Source organism: Lysobacter sp. CC-YZS074 (assembly GCF_056739745.1).
Genome location: NZ_CP200301.1, coordinates 400,052 through 415,859, shown reverse-complemented (window position 1 = coordinate 415,859; position 15,808 = coordinate 400,052). Strand labels below are relative to the sequence as shown.

Sequence of the window (15,808 nt, the reverse complement as noted above, 5' to 3'; positions counted from 1 at the left end):
CGGTGCTCGGCGCCACCGTCGAAGGCATCGGCTTCTGGAGCCGCGGCCTGCCGTCGTGGGACGCGGCGCGCGATTTCGTCCGCGGCGCCACGGTGCCCGACGCCGCGCCCACGCGGCCATCGCCGCAGCTGCTGGCGCCCAACGAGCGCCGCCGCGCGCCGGAGACGGTCGCAGTCGCGCTCGAGGTCGCCCTCGCCGCCTGCACCGCCGCCGGCCGCGATCCGGTGTCGCTGCCGTCGGTGTTCGCCTCCACCCATGGCGAACTGGCGATCACCGATTACATGTGCGAGGCGCTCGCCTCGCAGCCGCAGTCGATTTCGCCGACCCGCTTCCACAACTCGGTGCACAACGCCGCCGCCGGCTACTGGACGATCGGCACCGGCGCGATGCAGCCGGCGACCGCGGTCAGCGCCTATGACGCGAGTTTCGCCCAGGGGCTGCTGGAGGCGCTGGCGCAGCTGGCGGGCGGCAGCGAGGCGGTGCTGCTGGTCGGCTACGACGGCGCGTCGACCGGCCCGCTGGCCCATGTCTCGCCCAGTGAAGGGCTGCTCGGCGGCGCCCTGGTGCTGTCACGCACGGCGCGCGACGACGCCGTACAGCTGCGGGTCGAATGGCCCGGGGGCGGGCGCGATGCCGGACCCGCGGTCCGCGGCCCCCTCGCGAGCGGCCTGTCCGGCAACGCGATGGCGCCGATGCTGCCGCTGTTCGACGCGCTGGCCGGCGGCGAACGCGAGGCCATCCTCAAGGCCGGTCCCGGACGGATACTGCGGGCCGCCATCACCTATCCGGAGCGTGCGCATGGTTGATCGTCTGGACCGCAACAACATCGCGGTGGTCATTCCCGCGCTCAACGAGGCCCTGCGCATCCGCGGCGTGGTCGAGGGCGCACTGGCCGAGTGCGCCACCGTGATCGTGATCGACGACGGTTCCGACGACGACACCGTCGCGCGCATCGCCGACCTGCCGATCGTGCTGCTGCGCCACCCAGTGCGGCGCGGCAAGGGCGCCAGCCTGCGCGACGGCTTTGCCGAGGCATTGCGGCGTGGCTGCAAGGGCGTGCTGACCATGGACGGCGACGGCCAGCACCTGGCCGGCGACATCCCGCGCCTGCTCGCCGCCGCCGGACGGTACCCGGACCACATCGTGATCGGCGCGCGCCTGCGCAAGCGCGCGCAGCAGCCGCGCTACCGCCGGCTGGCAAACGCGTTCGGTGACTGGGGCATCGCCTGGGGCACCGGCTACCGCATCGCCGACACCCAGAGCGGACAGCGCCTGTACCCGGCCGCGGTGGCCGCGCTCGGCGACGTGCCCGGCGAGGACTTCGTGTTCGAGGCGCAGATCCTGATCTCGGCCGCGCAGCAGCTCGGCACCCGCTGCGTGTCGGTACCGATCGAATCGCGCTACGCCTGCGTGCACACCGACGAGGAGTTCCGCGCCAGCCACTTCAAACCATGGCGCGACTTCAGCCGGATCACCGGCCATGTCGTGCGCGGCGTGCTCCGGCGCGGCGGCATTCCGGCGGTGTACCGCAGCATCCGCGAGCACCCGGCACTGATCGACGACCCCAGCGGCGAGTTCGCGCCGGCGGCGGCGCAGCAACCGGCCCGATCGCAATGAGCACGGAGCCGCCGGGCACCGACGTCGCCATCCTCGGCGGCGGGCTCGCCGGCCTGAGCCTGGCCATCCAGCTGCGCCAGCGCCAGCCCGACCTGCAGGTCACGGTGCTGGAGCGCCAGCCCCATCCCGTGCCGGAGGGCGCGTTCAAGGTCGGCGAGTCGACGGTCGAGATCGGCGGCCATTATTTTTCGCGCGTGCTGGGCCTGCGCGACCACCTCGACGCCCGCCAGATCCGCAAGTTCGGCTTCCGCTTCTTCTTCAGCGAAGGCCGTGAGGCGGTCGACCGCTGCACCGAAGTCGGCGTCAGTTCGCTGCTGCCGACGCCGTCATGGCAGATCGACCGCGGCCGTTTCGAGAACTTCCTCGGCGCCCGCGCGCGCGCGCTCGGCGTGGAGTTCATCGACGGCGCCGTGGTGCGCGCGATCGAGCTGGGCGACGACACCCATCACATCGGCTTCGAGCATGCCGGCGCAACCCGCGAGCTGCGGGCGCGCTGGCTGGTCGACGCCAGCGGCCGCGCGGGCCTGCTCAAGCGCAAACTCGGACTCGCCGAGGCCAATGGCCACGACGCCAACGCGGTCTGGTGGCGCGTCGAGGGCCGGCTCGATCCCGGCACGTGGTCCGACGATCCGGCATGGCGGGGCCGTTGCGACCCACCCGACCGCTGGCGTTCCACCAGCCATCTGTGCGGTCCGGGCTACTGGGTATGGATGATCCCGCTGTCGTCGGGGGCGCACTCGGTGGGCATCGTCTGCGATGCGGCGACCCATCCGCTGGCGACCATGAACACCCACGACAAGGCCATGGCTTGGCTGCGCGAGCACCAGCCGCGGCTCGCCGCCGATCTCGACGATGGCGGCCACCCGCCGCAGGACTTCCGGTTCCTGCGCGACTTCTCGTACGGATGCCGCCAGGTGTTCTCCGGACAGCGCTGGGCCATCACCGGCGAAGCCGGCGTGTTCGCCGATCCGTTCTACTCGCCCGGCAGCGACTTCATCGCGATCGCCAACGGCTACATCTGCGACCTGGTCGAAAAGGACCACGCCGGCGAACCGCCCGGCGCTCACGCGGCCATCTACCAGCAGCTGTACTTCTCGTTCTACGAAAACACCCTGAGCCTCTACACCGGCCAGTACGCGCTGTTCGGTGACGCGCGGCTGATGCCGCTCAAGGTGATCTGGGACTACAGCTTCTACTGGTCGCTGCTGGCGCCGCTGTACTTCGCCGACCGCCTGGCCGCGCTGCCGGTGCTCTCGCGCCTGCGCGACACCTTCGCCCGCGCCGAGGCGCTCAACGCCTCGATGCAGCCGTTGCTGCGCGCATGGGGCGAGTGCAACGCCGCGGGGGCTGCCGGCCCGCTCGACCGCCGCAACCTCGACCAGTACCGCATCGGCTGGTTCCACGAACTCAACCGTGCGCTGGACGACCGGCTCGACGACGATGCGCTGGTGGCCCGGCTGAAGGCGAACGTCGAACTGATGTCACGTCTCGCCGCCGAGCTGCTGGCGCGTGCGCGCCTCGAGCATCCGGGACTGGGCGACCATGGCCTGGCGGCCCTGCTCGAGGGTGTCGTCGCCGGGCCCGGGCCGTTGCTGGAGCCGGAGTGGTACGGGGAAGCCGCTACCGCTTCGCGGCCGGAGCCGGAGCCCGCGCTCTAGCGGAAACCCGCGTCAGCTCATCGCACCGGGTGACGTCGTCGTGCCAGCCTCACCCGGCCGCGGCGGACCTCACTCCACCGGCGGCTGCGCGCCCATCGGTGGCGGGTTGACCACGTGCACCGCGATGCCGCGCGCATGGATCCGGCTCGGGCTGATGTTGATCCCGACACCACCGCCGAGATGGCTGCTGCCGCCGAACCGGCCGCCGCCGACGCCGATGCCGACATTGCTGCCGCCCGGCCCCTGCGCGGTGCCTTCGAACAGCACGCCGTTGGCGCCGAGCTCGGCCGCCGCCAGCCGCAGCTTGCCGATCACCTCGTCCATCTTGTTCTGCTCGCCGTAGGTGAACCCGCCGCTGGAGGCTTCCAGCATCGCGATCTCCTCATAGCGGCCCGGCGGCGCCGAGAAATACACCCGCACCTGCTCCGGCGCGATCGCCGGCCGCGCGGGGCCCAGCATCACCTTGGAGGTGCTGGCGCAGCCGCCGGCGGTGGCCAGCGCCAGGACGATGGCAACGAGTGCGGTCTTCGGGCGCATGGGCGTTTTCTCCGGCCGGGACGATCGGCTGCGAGTATCCACCGGCGCGTGCCTTCGCCGGGTGAACCCGGCAAACTGACATCGCCGCCGGCCACGGCGGCGCACATAGGCGCCGGAAGGGGCCGCTTTTACACAGGGGATGGAACAACGCCATGAACAAGCAACTGCTGGCGGCCGCGCTGCTCGCCGCCTGCCTCGCCGTGCCTGCGCACGCCGCCGACGTGATGGACAACGCACAGGTCGTCCAGATGGTCGACCTCGGCCTCGATGAAGGAGTGATCCAGGCCAAGATCACCGCCTCGCCGAACCACTTCGATACCAGCCCGAACGCGCTGGCCGAGCTCAAGCGCGCGGGCGTGTCGCCGGAGATCATCCAGTCGATGATCCTGGCGGGCAGCAGCACCTCCGCCGGTGCCACCGACACGGCGTCGCAGGAGCTCGTGCTGGTCGCGGCCGACGGCAGCCGCACGGCGATCCAGCCGGTCCGCGTCGACGTGGAGATCTCCCGCCGCAAGATGTGGATTCCGGTCGCCGGTGCGTTCATGAACCCCGAGACCTTCATGACCATCAACGGCGAACATGCGCCGGCGCGTACCGGCCCGACCCCGTCGTTCGTCACCAACGTCGCTCCGCTCAACGTGCGCCTGCTGCACATGGGCGACAACGAGGAAGGCGGCCGCTACGTGGTGTTCGACGGCACCCGCTCGGACCGCGAGATCGAACTGGTCAGCGAGGCCATCGGCGGCGGGCGGCACCAGCTCACGCCGAAGGTGCCGTTGCAGGCCGGCGAGGAGTACGCCTTCATGGTCACTCCGCCGCTGCCGTCGGGCGTGGCGTTCTGGGGCTGGTTCACCACTCCGGGCAACGCCGGCCGCGCCTTCGACTTCGGCGTCGACTGACCGCGCCCGCGCGGGAGCGTGGCGCCCCGGCGTGCCCGCTCCCGTGCTCCGGCGGCTCAGCCCATGCCGCCGTTGATGCCGATGACCTGGCCGTTGATGTAGCCGGCCTCGTCGCCGCACAGAAAGGCCACCAGCGCGGCGACCTCCCCGGGCGTGCCGGCGCGCCCGGCCGGCACCATCTGCTTGACCTGTCCGGGCGGGAACGCCTCGGCCGCCATGCGCCCCTCGACCACGCCCGGGGCCACCACGTTGACGCTGATCCCGCGGCTGGCCATTTCGCGCGCGAGCGATCTGCTGGCGCCGTGCAGCGCCGCCTTGGCCGCCGCGTAGTTGGCCTGCCCGCGATTGCCGAGCACCGCCGCCACCGACGACACGCTGACGATCCGCCCCCAGCGCGTGCGCGCCATCGGCAGCAGCAGCGGCTGGGTGACGTGGAAGAAGCCGTGCAGCGACACATCGATGACCCGCCGCCATTGCGCGTCGGTCATGCCGGCGAGCGGGGCGTCGTCGTGGATGCCGGCGTTGTTGACCACCACCTGGATCGGACCGTCCCGCAACAGGGTTTCGATGGCGGCCCGCGTCGCCTCACCGTCGGCGACGTCGAACGCGACCGCCTCGGCGCTGCCGCCCTCGTGGTGGATCGCCGCGACCACCTCCTGCGCGCGCGCCAGGTTCGCGTTGGCGTGGACGATCACGTGCAGGCCGTCGGCGGCGAGGCGTTCGCAGATCGCGCCGCCAAGATCGCCGCTGCCGCCGGTGACAAGGGCGCGGCGCGGGGCGGAGGGGTGGGTCATGGGCGGCGGTCCGGTGGTGACTGGTGTGGCTGGGTGGCCATTGTAGGAGCGACATCGGTCGCGACCGCGGAGTGCCGTCCGGGGCGCCGGAAATGCGCCTCCGCCGACGCGGCGAGCGCCAACCGGCGGAACCGGATGCCACCAGGCTTTTTGCAGGAGCGGCTTCAGCCGCGATCGGGTGCTGGGCCGCGCGCATCGGTTCCCGGATCGTCGACATCCAGCGGCGCCGGACCACGATCGCGGCTGAAGCGCTCCTACAAGGCGCCGGTCCGCGGCTGCAGGACCACCGCGGCGCGGCCTTCGGCCAGCAGGGTCCCGGCATGGGTGATGCGGAATCCGTACTGCTGGCTGGTCGGCGACGCCACCAGCTGCCGCGCCTCGCAGACGAGGTCGCCGGGCAGGTCGTCGATCCGGGCGACGTGCAGTTGCACGCCGCGCAGGGCGACCAGCACACCCGGCGTCGCCGCGCCTCCACCGGCCGCGGCCAGCAGTCCGCCATGCACCGCCATTGCCTGCGCGCCGTACTCGCACAGGTGCACCGCTCGCAAGCGGCCGCCGCTGCGCAGCGGGTGCGCCGTGTCGCGGTGGCGACCGGCGCGCAGGCGGATGGCGTCCGCGCTCCAGTCCACCACCTCGTCCCACAGACACATATCGCCCTGGTGCGGGACCAGCGCCGCGATCGCCTCGCGACTGGCCGGCAGCGGCTTCACGGCGCGACCCCGGCCCGCGGCGCCACCGGCCGCCGCACGATCAGCAGCGCCAGCACGAAGTTGGCCAGCACGCACATCGCCACGGTGCCGCCGATCGCGCGCAGCACCGGAATGGACGAGGCGGCCAGCAGCGAGAACACCAGCAGCGTGGTCAGGCTGCAGACGATGATCGCGTGCAGCGCGCGCAGTTGCTCGGCACGGCCGTCACCGGCGTGGTCGAAGAACAGCGCATAGTCGAGCCCGAGGCCGGCGCCGAGGATCAGCGCGACCAGGTGGAACAGGTTGAGCTCCACCCCGCCGGCTCGCAGTACCGCCAGCACCAGCAGCGTGGTCAACACCATCGGCGCGAGCACGCGCAGCACCCGCCGCGGCGAGCGCAGCGCGACCCACACGGTCGCCGTCAGCAGCACCGCGGCCAGCGCCAGTGCCCACAGCACCCGTTCGCGGTACTCGGCGACCAGCGACTCGGAAGCCTGCTTGAGGTCGAGCAGCTGCGCGCCGGCGTCGCCGACCACCCGGGCCACCGCGCCCGGGTCGCCGATACCGCTCAGCGCCACCAGTGCGGTGGCGCCGGATCCACCGCGCAGCAGCAGGCCGTCGACACGGGCCGCCAGTGGCGTGCCGGCGAGGTCGTCGGCGGTCAGCGGCACCGCTGCGCGCGCGGCGGCGACGTCGGCGAGGAAGGGTGCGAAGGCATCCTCGCGGAACGGGCTGGTCGCCAGCGCGGTGGCGAGCTCGGTGCGCAGGGCAGCGGCGCCGGGCAGCCGCGCCTGCCGCGCACGCTGGGTCTTGATGCTCGGCAGGTAGCGCGCGGCGTGGTCGAAGCCGGTGATCGCGTGGTCCGCCAGCAGCCGCTCCAACGCCGGCTGCAGTCGCTCGGCCGCCTGCAGCGCGGCTTCGGCGTCGTCGCCGCGCAGGGCGACGAGGTAGCGCACGTCGGGCGCGCCCAGTTCGGCGCGCAGCTGCGCGTCGCGCGCCAGGGCTTCGGGGGGCACCGGGGTCAGTTTCGACAGGTCGTTCTGCCAGAACGGCCCCGGCGCCAGCACTACGACGGCGAGCGAGGCCGCCGCGACGACGGCGAAACCCCCAGCGCCGAACCGGGGCCAGCGCGCGAGGCGTTCCCACAGGCGTCCCAGCCGCGGCGAATCGGCGACGTCGCGTGGCGCCGGATCGATCAGTCCGGGCAGCAGGAACCGGGTCGCCAGTGCGGCGACGCCGAGGCCGACCACGGTGAACACCGCCAGCTGCTCCAGCCCTTCGACGCCGGACACGAGGAACGTCAGGTAGGCGATGCAGGTCGCCGCCACGCCGGTGCCAAGGGTCGGCCACAGCGCGCGCGCGCTGGCCCACGGCGACAGCCCCGGCCGCTGGTGGCTGAACAGGTGAATCGGATAATCCTGGGCGACACCGATCAGAGTGAAGCCGAACGCGACGGTGATGCCGTGCACGCCGTCGAAGCCGAGGGCGACCGCCGACAGCCCGGCGAGGCCGCCACTGGCCAGCGGCAGCGCACCCAGCAGCGGCGCCTTCCAGCTGCGGTAGGCCAGCGCCAGCAGCAGCACGAACACCAGCGTGTCGAGGCTGCCGATGCGGCTGGCCTCGCGCGCGGTGCGGCCGCCGACCTCGACCGAAAACGCGCCGGGGCCGGTCATCTCCAGCCGCGCCGGGCTGCTCCCGCGCACGCGCGCGAACGCGGTTTCGATCGCCGCCACCGCCTGCTGCTGGCCGGTCGGATCGAACCCCGCGGCCCGCGTCTGCACCGCCAGCAGCGCCTGCCCGCCGGAGCGGTCGAACCACACCCCGTGCAGGCGCCGGGGCGCATTGGCCGGCTGCCAGCTTTCGGCCAGCACCAGCGTTTCCAGCGTTGGATCGGCCGGCAGCAGCGGCTCGACCAGCGCCGCCATCGGCGAACCGAGGTCCTGCACGCGGGCGTCGAGTTGGGCGGTCAGGAATGCGCGGTCGAACGCGCGCCCGCCGGCGGCATCCAGCGTCGGCGACAGCAGGTAGCGGTACGGCCGCAGGCGTTCGGGAATCGCCTCGAGCCCGGCTTCGCCGCCGTTGGCGACCAGGGTGAAGCGGGCGTCGGCCGCGAGCGCATCGCGCAGCGCGGTCGATTGCGCGGCTAGCGTGGCCGGCTCGTCGCCCGACAGCGCCAGCAGCAGCAGGCGCGAGCCCGGGCCTTCGCCGAGTTCGTCGATCAGCAGCTTCTGCGCCGGCGTGCGCGCGTCCGGCATGAACTTGCGCAGGTCGCCGCTGAGCTGCAGGCGCGGGCCGATCAGCGCGCCGGCGAGCAGCAGCAGGCCGAGCCAGGCCAACGCGAGGGCGAGCCGTCGCGCCGGTGTCGTGCCGCGGCCCGCCATCAGTCGGCGGTGCTCCCGCCGTGGCAGAGGGCGGCAAAACCGTCGCTGTCGTCGATCTTCGACGCGGCGGTGGCGGCGCTGGCAAGCAGGGTGCGCTGCGGCTCGGCGGCGCCGGTGGCGCGGGTTTCGATGCAGCGCAGTTCCGCGCCGCGCCCGTGCAGGACGATGTCGCGCACCTGGCGGGCGAGTTCGGCCTGGCGCGGCACCAGGGTCAGCGCCCAGTCCTGGCGCGTGCCCTGGCTGCTGAGCGCGTAGTAGGCGTCCAGCCGCTCGCGGTCGCCCGACAGCAGCGCGCCGAAGCTCGCCTGCAGCCCGGCCAGTTCCGGCGCGCGCGACAGCGGAAAGGTGCGCGGCGACTTGCCCTCGCGGGCGATGGTCACCTCGCCGGCACGGATCGTAGTGATCTCGGCGTAGGGCGCGCGGACCTCTCGCACCAGCACGTCGTCCTCGGGGCGCCGGTACTCGCCGCTCAGCCGCAGCGGATGCTTGAGCAGGCGCGACTCGCGCAGTTCGACGAACGCGGTGCGCATCGGCGCCGGGCGCGCCAGCCGGTCGAGGATCCAGTCGGTGGCGACGGCGTCGATCACCGCCGGGCGGGCCTGCTCAGGTTCCGCGGCGGGCAGCGAGCCGGTCGCGCCCATCAGCGCCAGCAGCCAGGCGGTCGTCGTGATTCGCATGATCGGTCTGCCAGAAGTCGTAGAAGTTGAACCAGTTGAACGGGGCGCTGCGGGCATGGTGCGCCAGCCGCGCGGCGTAGCGCTGCACCAGGCCGGAAAGCAGCTGCGCCCGCTGCGCGCGCGGCATCTCGATGCCCTCGCTGAACACCTCGAACGCCAGATCGTAGCGCCGACCGCCCCGATACAGGCCGAACGCCAGCACCACCGGCACCTTCAGCACCGAGGCGATCAGCCACGGCGCGGTCGGGAAGTGCGCGGTCGCGCCGAGGAAAGGCGCCGGTTGCGACGGCTGCCCCGGATGGGTGCGGTCGACCAGCAACGCCACCAGGGCGCCGGCGTCGGTGGCCTCGCGGATCGCCATCACGATCGACGGGCCGTCCTGGCCGGCATCGATCACGGTGCGGGCGATCTCCGGGTTGAGCGCGTCCAGCAGCTGGGTCATCGCCGGGTTGTGGGCCTTGTCGAGCACGACCCGCACGGTGACGTCGGGGCGCTGGCGCGCGAGTACCCGCAGCACCTCGAAACTGCCCAGGTGGGAGCCGAACACGAGCACGCCGCGGCCGCGGTCGATCTGCTCGTGCAGTGCTTCCAGACCCAGCGTGCGGATGTCGAAGCGACCGGTCTGGCCGCTGAGCATGAACACGCGGTCGAGGATGGTCGAGGCGAAGCTGTGGATGTGGCGGGCGACGTCGAACAGGCCGGCGCGGCGGTCGAGCACGCGGCGCAGGTAGTCGCGCGACGCCCGCCGCTCCGGCCCGCGCACGATGAGGAAGTAGAGCGTGATCGGCGGCAGCAGCAGGCGCGCGACCGCACGGCCGCCGACGCGCGCGATCGTGCGGATCAGCCAGATTGCGAACCAGCCGCCGCCCTCGGGTCGCTGCTTCCAGTCGCTCATGCGTCGTCGCCCTCGTGACCAGCCTCGGCGACGACCTCGCCGGTCGCCAGCAGCACCTCGGCGCGGACCACGCGGAACTGCCAGCGCGGCGCGGCGCCCTCGAGTTCGACCTGCGCCGCTTCGCCCGGCAGCAGCGGCTGCAGGAACTTCACCTGCGGCAGGCGCAGTCCGGGCGGCAGCACGCCGTCGCGGGCCTCGATCGCGTCCATCACCCGGTCCAGCAGGACCACGCCGGGGACCAGCGGTCGGCCCGGGAAGTGGCCCGGCAGGCTGGGGTGGTCGGCGGAAATCATGAACGGCATCGGCACGGCGGCGGTGAATCACGAAGCGGGGCGCAAGGATACGGCAGCCGGGCCGCCCCGGCCGCGCATCGCTTTGCCACGGCGGACCTGGAACCGTGCGCGCTGCCGGGACTGCATGAACGGTTCAGCCGCACTGTGCCGACGCCCTCCCGGGAACCCGGCTTCAGTCGAACAGCGTCCGCCAGAACCCCGGCCCGAGCGCCGCCATCCGCCGCAGGAACTCCGGGAAGTTGCGATACGGCCGGTCCGGGAACCGGCGCTTGCGATACACGTACTCACCGACGAAGAACCCCGCGACGATGCCGTAGTTGAGCAGGTTGGCGAACCACGACCAGGCGTCCTGCGAGACCACCACCAGCGGGGGGTGCCCCAGCCGGGCCAGCACGCCGTCCGGCACCGCGATCATGGCCAGCAGTCCGTTGGCCAGCGCCAGGCCGGCCAGCAGCACCGTCCACAGCGCGGTCAGGCGGCGGGTGTAGGCCTTGAGTTCGGGCTTCAGCCCGGCCGGCTTGCAGCCCTCGAGGCCCGCCACGATCCGGCTGATCAGCGGCACCCGGCCGGCGCGCAGGGTGCGGCCGAACCACCACGCCAGCAACGCGGTGAACACCATCGGCGGCGCCAGCAGCAACAACGCCGGCACCGCGCTGCCGCGCAGCGCCCACAGCCCCGCCAGCACCGCTGCGAGCACCGCCCACGCCCATGCGCGTCGCCGTGCCAGCGGCCCCAGCAGCACGATCACCGCCAGGTCGGCCAGCGCCGCGAGCGCGACCACGCCGCTGCCGTCGATGCTGGCCCAGTGCGCGAGCAGCGGATAGGCGATCGCCAGCAGCAGCCGCAATGCGGCGGGCGCGTTCAAGGGCGCGCGTCCAGGACGCGGTGGCGCCGTCGGCGCCTCAGGCCGCCTTGTGCTGTTCGATATGCGACGACAGCGCGCGCAACGAGGCGAAGATGCGGCGGTTCTCGTCGCTGTCCGAACGCAGCTGGAAGCCGTATTGCTTGCTGATCGCCAGCGCCAGCTCGAGGGCGTCGATCGAGTCCAGCCCCAGCCCGTCGCCGAACAGCGGCGCCTCGGGATCGATCTGCCCGGGCGCGGTGCCTTCCAGGTTCAGGCTCTCGACCAGCAGTTGCGCCAGTTCGTGCTCGGCGGGGGTTTGTGCAGACATCGGTACTTCCAGGGCAGGGACAATGAGAGCGGCAACGATCCGTGATCGTGCCGCCGCGCGCAACTGCGTCGCTCCGCCATTGCTGTCCGTGCCGGCGCATTCGCCTGCCGGACGGCCGCCAGTATCATGCCGCCATGACTGTTTCCGCTTCCGTCGCCACGGCCGGCACCGCTGCGCCCCCCGGCCGTGATCCCGCGACCCCCGACGTGCTGGTGATCGGCGGCGGCCCCGCCGGCTCCACCATCGCCACCCTGCTCGCCCGCCGCGGCTGGCAGGTCACCCTGCTGGAGAAGGAGCGTCACCCGCGCTTCCACATCGGCGAGTCGCTGCTGCCGATGAACATGCCGATCCTCGAGCGCCTCGGCGTGCTCGAGCAGGTCCGCGCGATCGGCGTGCTCAAGCTCGGCGCCGACTTCCCGGTCGACGACGGCAGCTACAACCGCTTTCCGTTCGCCCGCGCACTGGGGAACAGCCCGGGGTTCGCGTTCCACGTCAAGCGCGAGGAGTTCGACCGGCTGCTGTTCGAACACGCCCGCGGCGAAGGCGTCGACGCGCGCGAGCAGGTGCGGGTCGAGCGGATCGAACTCGATGGTGGAAGCCCGGTCGTCCATGCCCGCGGCAGCGAGGGCCCGCTGTGCTTCCAGCCGCGCTACGTGGTCGACGCGAGCGGCCGCGACGCTTTCCTCGGCGGCAAGCTCGGGCTCAAGCGGCGCAACCCGCGGCATGCATCGGCGGCACTGTTCAGCCATTACACCGGGGTCGAACGCCGGCCCGGCGAGGACGCCGGCAACGTCAGCATCATCCGTCACGAACACGGCTGGCTGTGGCTGATCCCGCTGCGCGACGGCGTCACCAGCGTCGGCGCGGTGTGCACGCCGGAGTACCTCAGGCAGCGGCGCGGCGACAGCGCGGCGTTCCTGCAGCAGACCCTCGATTCTGTACCGGCCGCCGCCGAGCGCATGCGGGGCGCGGTGCGGGTCGCGCCGGTGCACGCCACCGGCAACTACGCCTACGACTGCAGCCGCATGAGCGGCCCGGGCTGGATGCTGCTGGGCGACGCGTGGTCGTTCGTCGACCCGATGTTTTCCTCGGGGGTGTTCCTGGCGATGAACAGCGCCGAGCTCGGCGCCGACGCGGTCGACGCGCTGTTGCACGAACCGGCACGCGAGCACGCGCTGATGGCGGCGCTGGAACGCAAGCTCACGCGCGGGCTCGACGAGTTCAAGTGGTTCATCTACCGCTTCACCTCGCCGACGATGAAGGCGCTGTTCGCACGGCCTCGCAACGTGCTGCAGGTCGAGCAGGCCGTGATCTCGATGCTGGCCGGGGACGTGTTCGACGCGCCGGCGGTGCGCTGGCGGCTGCGCGTGTTCCGCCTGATCTACGCGATCGGCGCGCTGCGGATGGCGCCGCAGGCACTGCGCTCGTGGCGCCACCGGCGACGCCAGGGCTCGGTCGGTTTCGACGGCGACACCCTGCACTCGAGCCCGCCTCCCGCGACCGTACCGGCCGGCGAAGCACTGTCGGCGCAGTTCGCCGGCCATGATGCGGGTGCGGGTCGATGAGCGCCGCCCCGATGCTGCCGCGGCCGCGGCTGTCGGTCGACTATGTCGACGGCGAACCGGGCCCGCTGTTGCAGGAAGCGGACGTGCTCGCGGTGTTCGGCTTCGGCGCGGGCGCCCCGGCCAGCGACGATCCGCGCTACCTGCGGGTATCGCTGCAACCGCACGGTGCCGCGCCGCTGGAAGTCTGGCGCGGCGGCGGCAGGGTCGAGCGTGGCCGCGACGGCGATGTCGCCTGGTCCGAAGACGGCGCGCTGCAGTTCGGCGCGATCGAGATCGACGAGCCGGGCGACGACGACATCGCCGCCGCGGCCGAGGCGGCCTACCGGCGCCTGTTCGGCGCGCTCGGGCAACGCGGTTACCCGCACCTGCTGCGGATCTGGAATTACCTCGACGGCATCACCAGCGGCGACGACGACCACGAGCGCTACCGCCGCTTCTGCGTCGGCCGGGCGGCCGGGCTGGGCGGGTTCGAGGCCGAACGGCTGCCCGCGGCCACCGCGATCGGCCGGGTCGACGGCCGCCGCCGGCTACAGGTGTACTGGCTGGCTTCGAAAACGCCCGGCGAGCCGCTGGAGAACCCGCGCCAGCTCAGCGCCTACCGCTATCCGCGCCAGTACGGACCGCAGCCGCCGAGCTTCGCCCGGGCGATGTTGCCGCCCGCCGGTGGCGCGATGCCGCTGCTGCTGTCGGGCACCGCGGCGATCGTCGGGCACGAGTCGCGCCATGCCGATTCGGTGGCGACCCAGCTCGACGAAACCCTCGCCAACTTCGACAGCCTGCTCGCCGCCGCCCACGCGCGCCGGCCGTCGCTGCCGACCCGGTTCGGCCCAGGTTCGCGGTTGAAGGTCTACGTGCGCGACGCCGCCGAGCTCGACACCGTCACCGCACTGCTGGCCGAGCGGCTGGATCCGGCGGTGCCGCGCATCGTCCTCCACGCGGCGATCTGCCGGCGCGAGCTGCGGATCGAGATCGACGGCGTGCATGACCTTTGAGCCGTGCGCCCGGGCCCCCGCCCGGGCCACCATGGGTTCCCTCCACCGCCAGCACCGGGAGACAAGCACATGGGACTGATCAGCCTGATCTGGGGCGTGGTCGCGATGATCTGGATGGTGATCGCGCTGGTGCCGCTGCTGGGCTGGGGCAACTGGTTCCTGATCCCGTTCGCCGCGGTCGGCGCGGTGATCGCCGCGATCGGCATCGGCCTGACCAGCCCGGAGAAGCGCGGCCGGGCCAAGGCCGGGCTGGTACTGAACGGCATCGTCATCATCGTCGGCATCGTCCGGCTGAGCCTGGGCGGCGGGATCATCTAGTCCGGCGAAACACCGGCTCTTGTAGGAGCGGCTTCAGCCGCGATCGGATGGTGGGCCGTGCGCCCGTTTCCACGATCGCGGCTGAAGCCGCTCCTACAGAACCTTGGGGCCACACGGCACGGGCGTAGAATCGCGCCCATGAGCAGCTATCCCTATACGCGCCCGCGGCGGATGCGCCGCGACGAGTTCTCGCGCCGGCTGATGCGCGAGGCGGTCCTCACCACCAACGATCTGATCTACCCGGTGTTCGTGCACGAATCGGCCGGCCGGGCGCCGGTGGCGTCGATGCCGGGCGTGGAGCGACTGTCGATCGACGAGCTGCTGAGGGTCGGCGAACAGGCCAGCGAGTTGCGGGTGCCGGCGATCGCGCTGTTCCCAGTCACCGCGCCGGAGGCCAAGTCGCTCGACGCCGTCGCCGCCTGGGACGACGACGGGCTGTGCCAACGCGCCGTGCGTGCGCTCAAGCAGCGCTTCCCGCAGCTGGGCGTGATCACCGACGTCGCGCTGGACCCGTACACCAGCCACGGCCAGGACGGCCTGCTCGACGACGGCGGCTACGTGATGAACGACGAGACCGTCGAAGCCCTGGTGAAGCAGGCCCTGTCGCACGCGCGCGCCGGTGCCGACGTGGTCGCCCCGAGCGACATGATGGACGGCCGCATCGCCGCGATCCGTGCCGAACTCGAGGGCGAGGGCCACGTCCACACCCGCATCCTGGCCTACAGCGCCAAGTACGCCAGCGCGTTCTACGGCCCGTTCCGCGACGCCGTCGGCTCCTCCGGCGCGCTCGGCAAGGCCGACAAGAAGACCTACCAGATGGACCCGGCCAACACCGACGAGGCCATGCACGAAGTCGCCCTCGACCTCGACGAGGGTGCCGACATGGTCATGATCAAGCCGGGCATGCCGTATCTCGACATCGTGCGCCGGGTGAAGGACGAATTCGGCGTGCCGACCTTCGTCTACCAGGTCAGCGGCGAGTACGCGATGCTGAAGGCCGCGGCGACCAACGGCTGGCTTGACGAACGCGCCTGCGCGCTGGAGGCGCTGGTCGGCATGAAGCGCGCCGGCGCCGACGGCGTGCTGACGTACTACGCGCTGGATGCGGCGCGCTGGTTGCGCGAGGACGACTGAGCCAGGCGCGATCGCCTGGCGGTCCCGCACTCCGCGCCCTGGGCTCCAGCTCGACTCCGCTCCGACTCCGCCTCGGCATTCCGGCACTCGGCACTCCGAGACTCGGAGCTCCGGTGCGGTTCGGCTCGCGCCAGATTCCGGGCTGCGGGCTTCTGTAGGAGCGGCTTCAGCCGCGATCGGATGGCCC

General features: G+C 72.3%; 17 protein-coding genes. 8 read left to right on the top strand and 9 right to left on the bottom strand.

The genetic code is table 11. From position 1 onward, the window contains the following. Window positions 1-2 precede the first annotated feature (2 nt). Genes U8331_RS01750 through U8331_RS01740 form a run of 3 tightly spaced genes read left to right on the top strand, consistent with a single transcriptional unit; the run spans window position 3 to window position 3,275 of the window. Window positions 3-806: a beta-ketoacyl synthase chain length factor gene (locus tag U8331_RS01750; protein WP_481132865.1), complete on the top strand. Its 804-nt coding sequence runs from the start codon at window positions 3-5 to the stop codon at window positions 804-806. Then, window positions 799-1,617 carry a glycosyltransferase family 2 protein gene (locus tag U8331_RS01745; RefSeq protein WP_481131921.1) on the top strand — a complete coding sequence of 273 codons (819 nt, stop codon included), beginning with the start codon at window positions 799-801 and terminating at the stop codon, window positions 1,615-1,617. The genes U8331_RS01750 and U8331_RS01745 overlap by 8 nt, the downstream gene beginning before the upstream one ends. Beyond that, complete coding sequence (locus U8331_RS01740; protein WP_481131920.1) at window positions 1,614-3,275, top strand: NAD(P)/FAD-dependent oxidoreductase; 1,662 nt, start codon at window positions 1,614-1,616, stop codon at window positions 3,273-3,275. The genes U8331_RS01745 and U8331_RS01740 overlap by 4 nt, the downstream gene beginning before the upstream one ends. Before the next feature lie 69 nt (window positions 3,276-3,344). On the opposite strand, the gene U8331_RS01735 is transcribed toward U8331_RS01740, so the two are convergent. Next, on the bottom strand, window positions 3,345-3,812 hold the full coding sequence (locus U8331_RS01735; RefSeq protein WP_481131919.1) for a hypothetical protein: 468 nt from the start codon (window positions 3,810-3,812) through the stop codon (window positions 3,345-3,347). A 152-nt stretch (window positions 3,813-3,964) separates the two neighbouring features. Here U8331_RS01735 and U8331_RS01730 point away from each other — a divergent pair, with 152 nt between their 5' ends. Continuing rightward, window positions 3,965-4,711: a hypothetical protein gene (locus tag U8331_RS01730; RefSeq protein ID WP_481131918.1), complete on the top strand. Its 747-nt coding sequence runs from the start codon at window positions 3,965-3,967 to the stop codon at window positions 4,709-4,711. A gap of 56 nt (window positions 4,712-4,767) precedes the next feature. Here the strand turns inward: U8331_RS01730 and fabG are convergent, their stop codons facing one another. The 8 genes from fabG to U8331_RS01690 form a co-directional block, all read right to left on the bottom strand. Next, window positions 4,768-5,505: a 3-oxoacyl-ACP reductase FabG gene (fabG, locus tag U8331_RS01725; protein ID WP_481131917.1), complete on the bottom strand. Its 738-nt coding sequence runs from the start codon at window positions 5,503-5,505 to the stop codon at window positions 4,768-4,770. Window positions 5,506-5,759: 254 nt separating this feature from the next. Beyond that, the gene (locus U8331_RS01720; RefSeq protein ID WP_481132864.1) at window positions 5,760-6,155 is read right to left on the bottom strand and encodes a hotdog family protein; all 396 of its coding nucleotides are present in this window, start codon (window positions 6,153-6,155) and stop codon (window positions 5,760-5,762) included. Between the two features lie 56 nt (window positions 6,156-6,211). Next, the gene (locus U8331_RS01715) at window positions 6,212-8,575 is read right to left on the bottom strand and encodes an MMPL family transporter (RefSeq protein WP_481131916.1); all 2,364 of its coding nucleotides are present in this window, start codon (window positions 8,573-8,575) and stop codon (window positions 6,212-6,214) included. Beyond that, window positions 8,575-9,252, bottom strand: a complete 678-nt coding sequence (locus U8331_RS01710; RefSeq protein ID WP_481131915.1) for a LolA-related protein — start codon at window positions 9,250-9,252, stop codon at window positions 8,575-8,577. The genes U8331_RS01715 and U8331_RS01710 overlap by 1 nt, the downstream gene beginning before the upstream one ends. Continuing rightward, the gene (locus U8331_RS01705; RefSeq protein ID WP_481131914.1) at window positions 9,179-10,147 is read right to left on the bottom strand and encodes an LpxL/LpxP family acyltransferase; all 969 of its coding nucleotides are present in this window, start codon (window positions 10,145-10,147) and stop codon (window positions 9,179-9,181) included. Before U8331_RS01705 ends, U8331_RS01710 begins: the two co-directional genes overlap by 74 nt. Beyond that, window positions 10,144-10,449 carry an ApeI family dehydratase gene (locus U8331_RS01700; protein WP_481132863.1) on the bottom strand — a complete coding sequence of 102 codons (306 nt, stop codon included), beginning with the start codon at window positions 10,447-10,449 and terminating at the stop codon, window positions 10,144-10,146. The genes U8331_RS01705 and U8331_RS01700 overlap by 4 nt, the downstream gene beginning before the upstream one ends. Before the next feature lie 163 nt (window positions 10,450-10,612). After that, entirely contained in the window at window positions 10,613-11,305 is a 693-nt protein-coding gene (locus U8331_RS01695) for a COG4648 family protein (RefSeq protein ID WP_481131913.1), read from the bottom strand. A 37-nt stretch (window positions 11,306-11,342) separates the two neighbouring features. After that, window positions 11,343-11,612 carry a phosphopantetheine-binding protein gene (locus U8331_RS01690; protein ID WP_481131912.1) on the bottom strand — a complete coding sequence of 90 codons (270 nt, stop codon included), beginning with the start codon at window positions 11,610-11,612 and terminating at the stop codon, window positions 11,343-11,345. 134 nt (window positions 11,613-11,746) lie between these two features. On the opposite strand from U8331_RS01690, the gene U8331_RS01685 reads away from it, so the two are divergent. The 4 genes from U8331_RS01685 to hemB all read left to right on the top strand — a co-directional run bounded on the left by U8331_RS01685 (window position 11,747) and on the right by hemB (window position 15,621). Next, window positions 11,747-13,177: an NAD(P)/FAD-dependent oxidoreductase gene (locus tag U8331_RS01685; protein WP_481131911.1), complete on the top strand. Its 1,431-nt coding sequence runs from the start codon at window positions 11,747-11,749 to the stop codon at window positions 13,175-13,177. Next, on the top strand, window positions 13,174-14,169 hold the full coding sequence (locus tag U8331_RS01680; RefSeq protein WP_481131910.1) for a chorismate transformation FkbO/Hyg5 family protein: 996 nt from the start codon (window positions 13,174-13,176) through the stop codon (window positions 14,167-14,169). Before U8331_RS01685 ends, U8331_RS01680 begins: the two co-directional genes overlap by 4 nt. 69 nt (window positions 14,170-14,238) lie before the next feature. After that, a complete protein-coding gene (locus tag U8331_RS01675; RefSeq protein ID WP_481131909.1) occupies window positions 14,239-14,487 on the top strand; it encodes a hypothetical protein in 249 nt (82 codons plus the stop codon). 138 nt (window positions 14,488-14,625) lie between these two features. Next, entirely contained in the window at window positions 14,626-15,621 is a 996-nt protein-coding gene (gene hemB / locus U8331_RS01670; protein WP_481131908.1) for a porphobilinogen synthase, read from the top strand. Window positions 15,622-15,808: the final 187 nt, after the last annotated feature.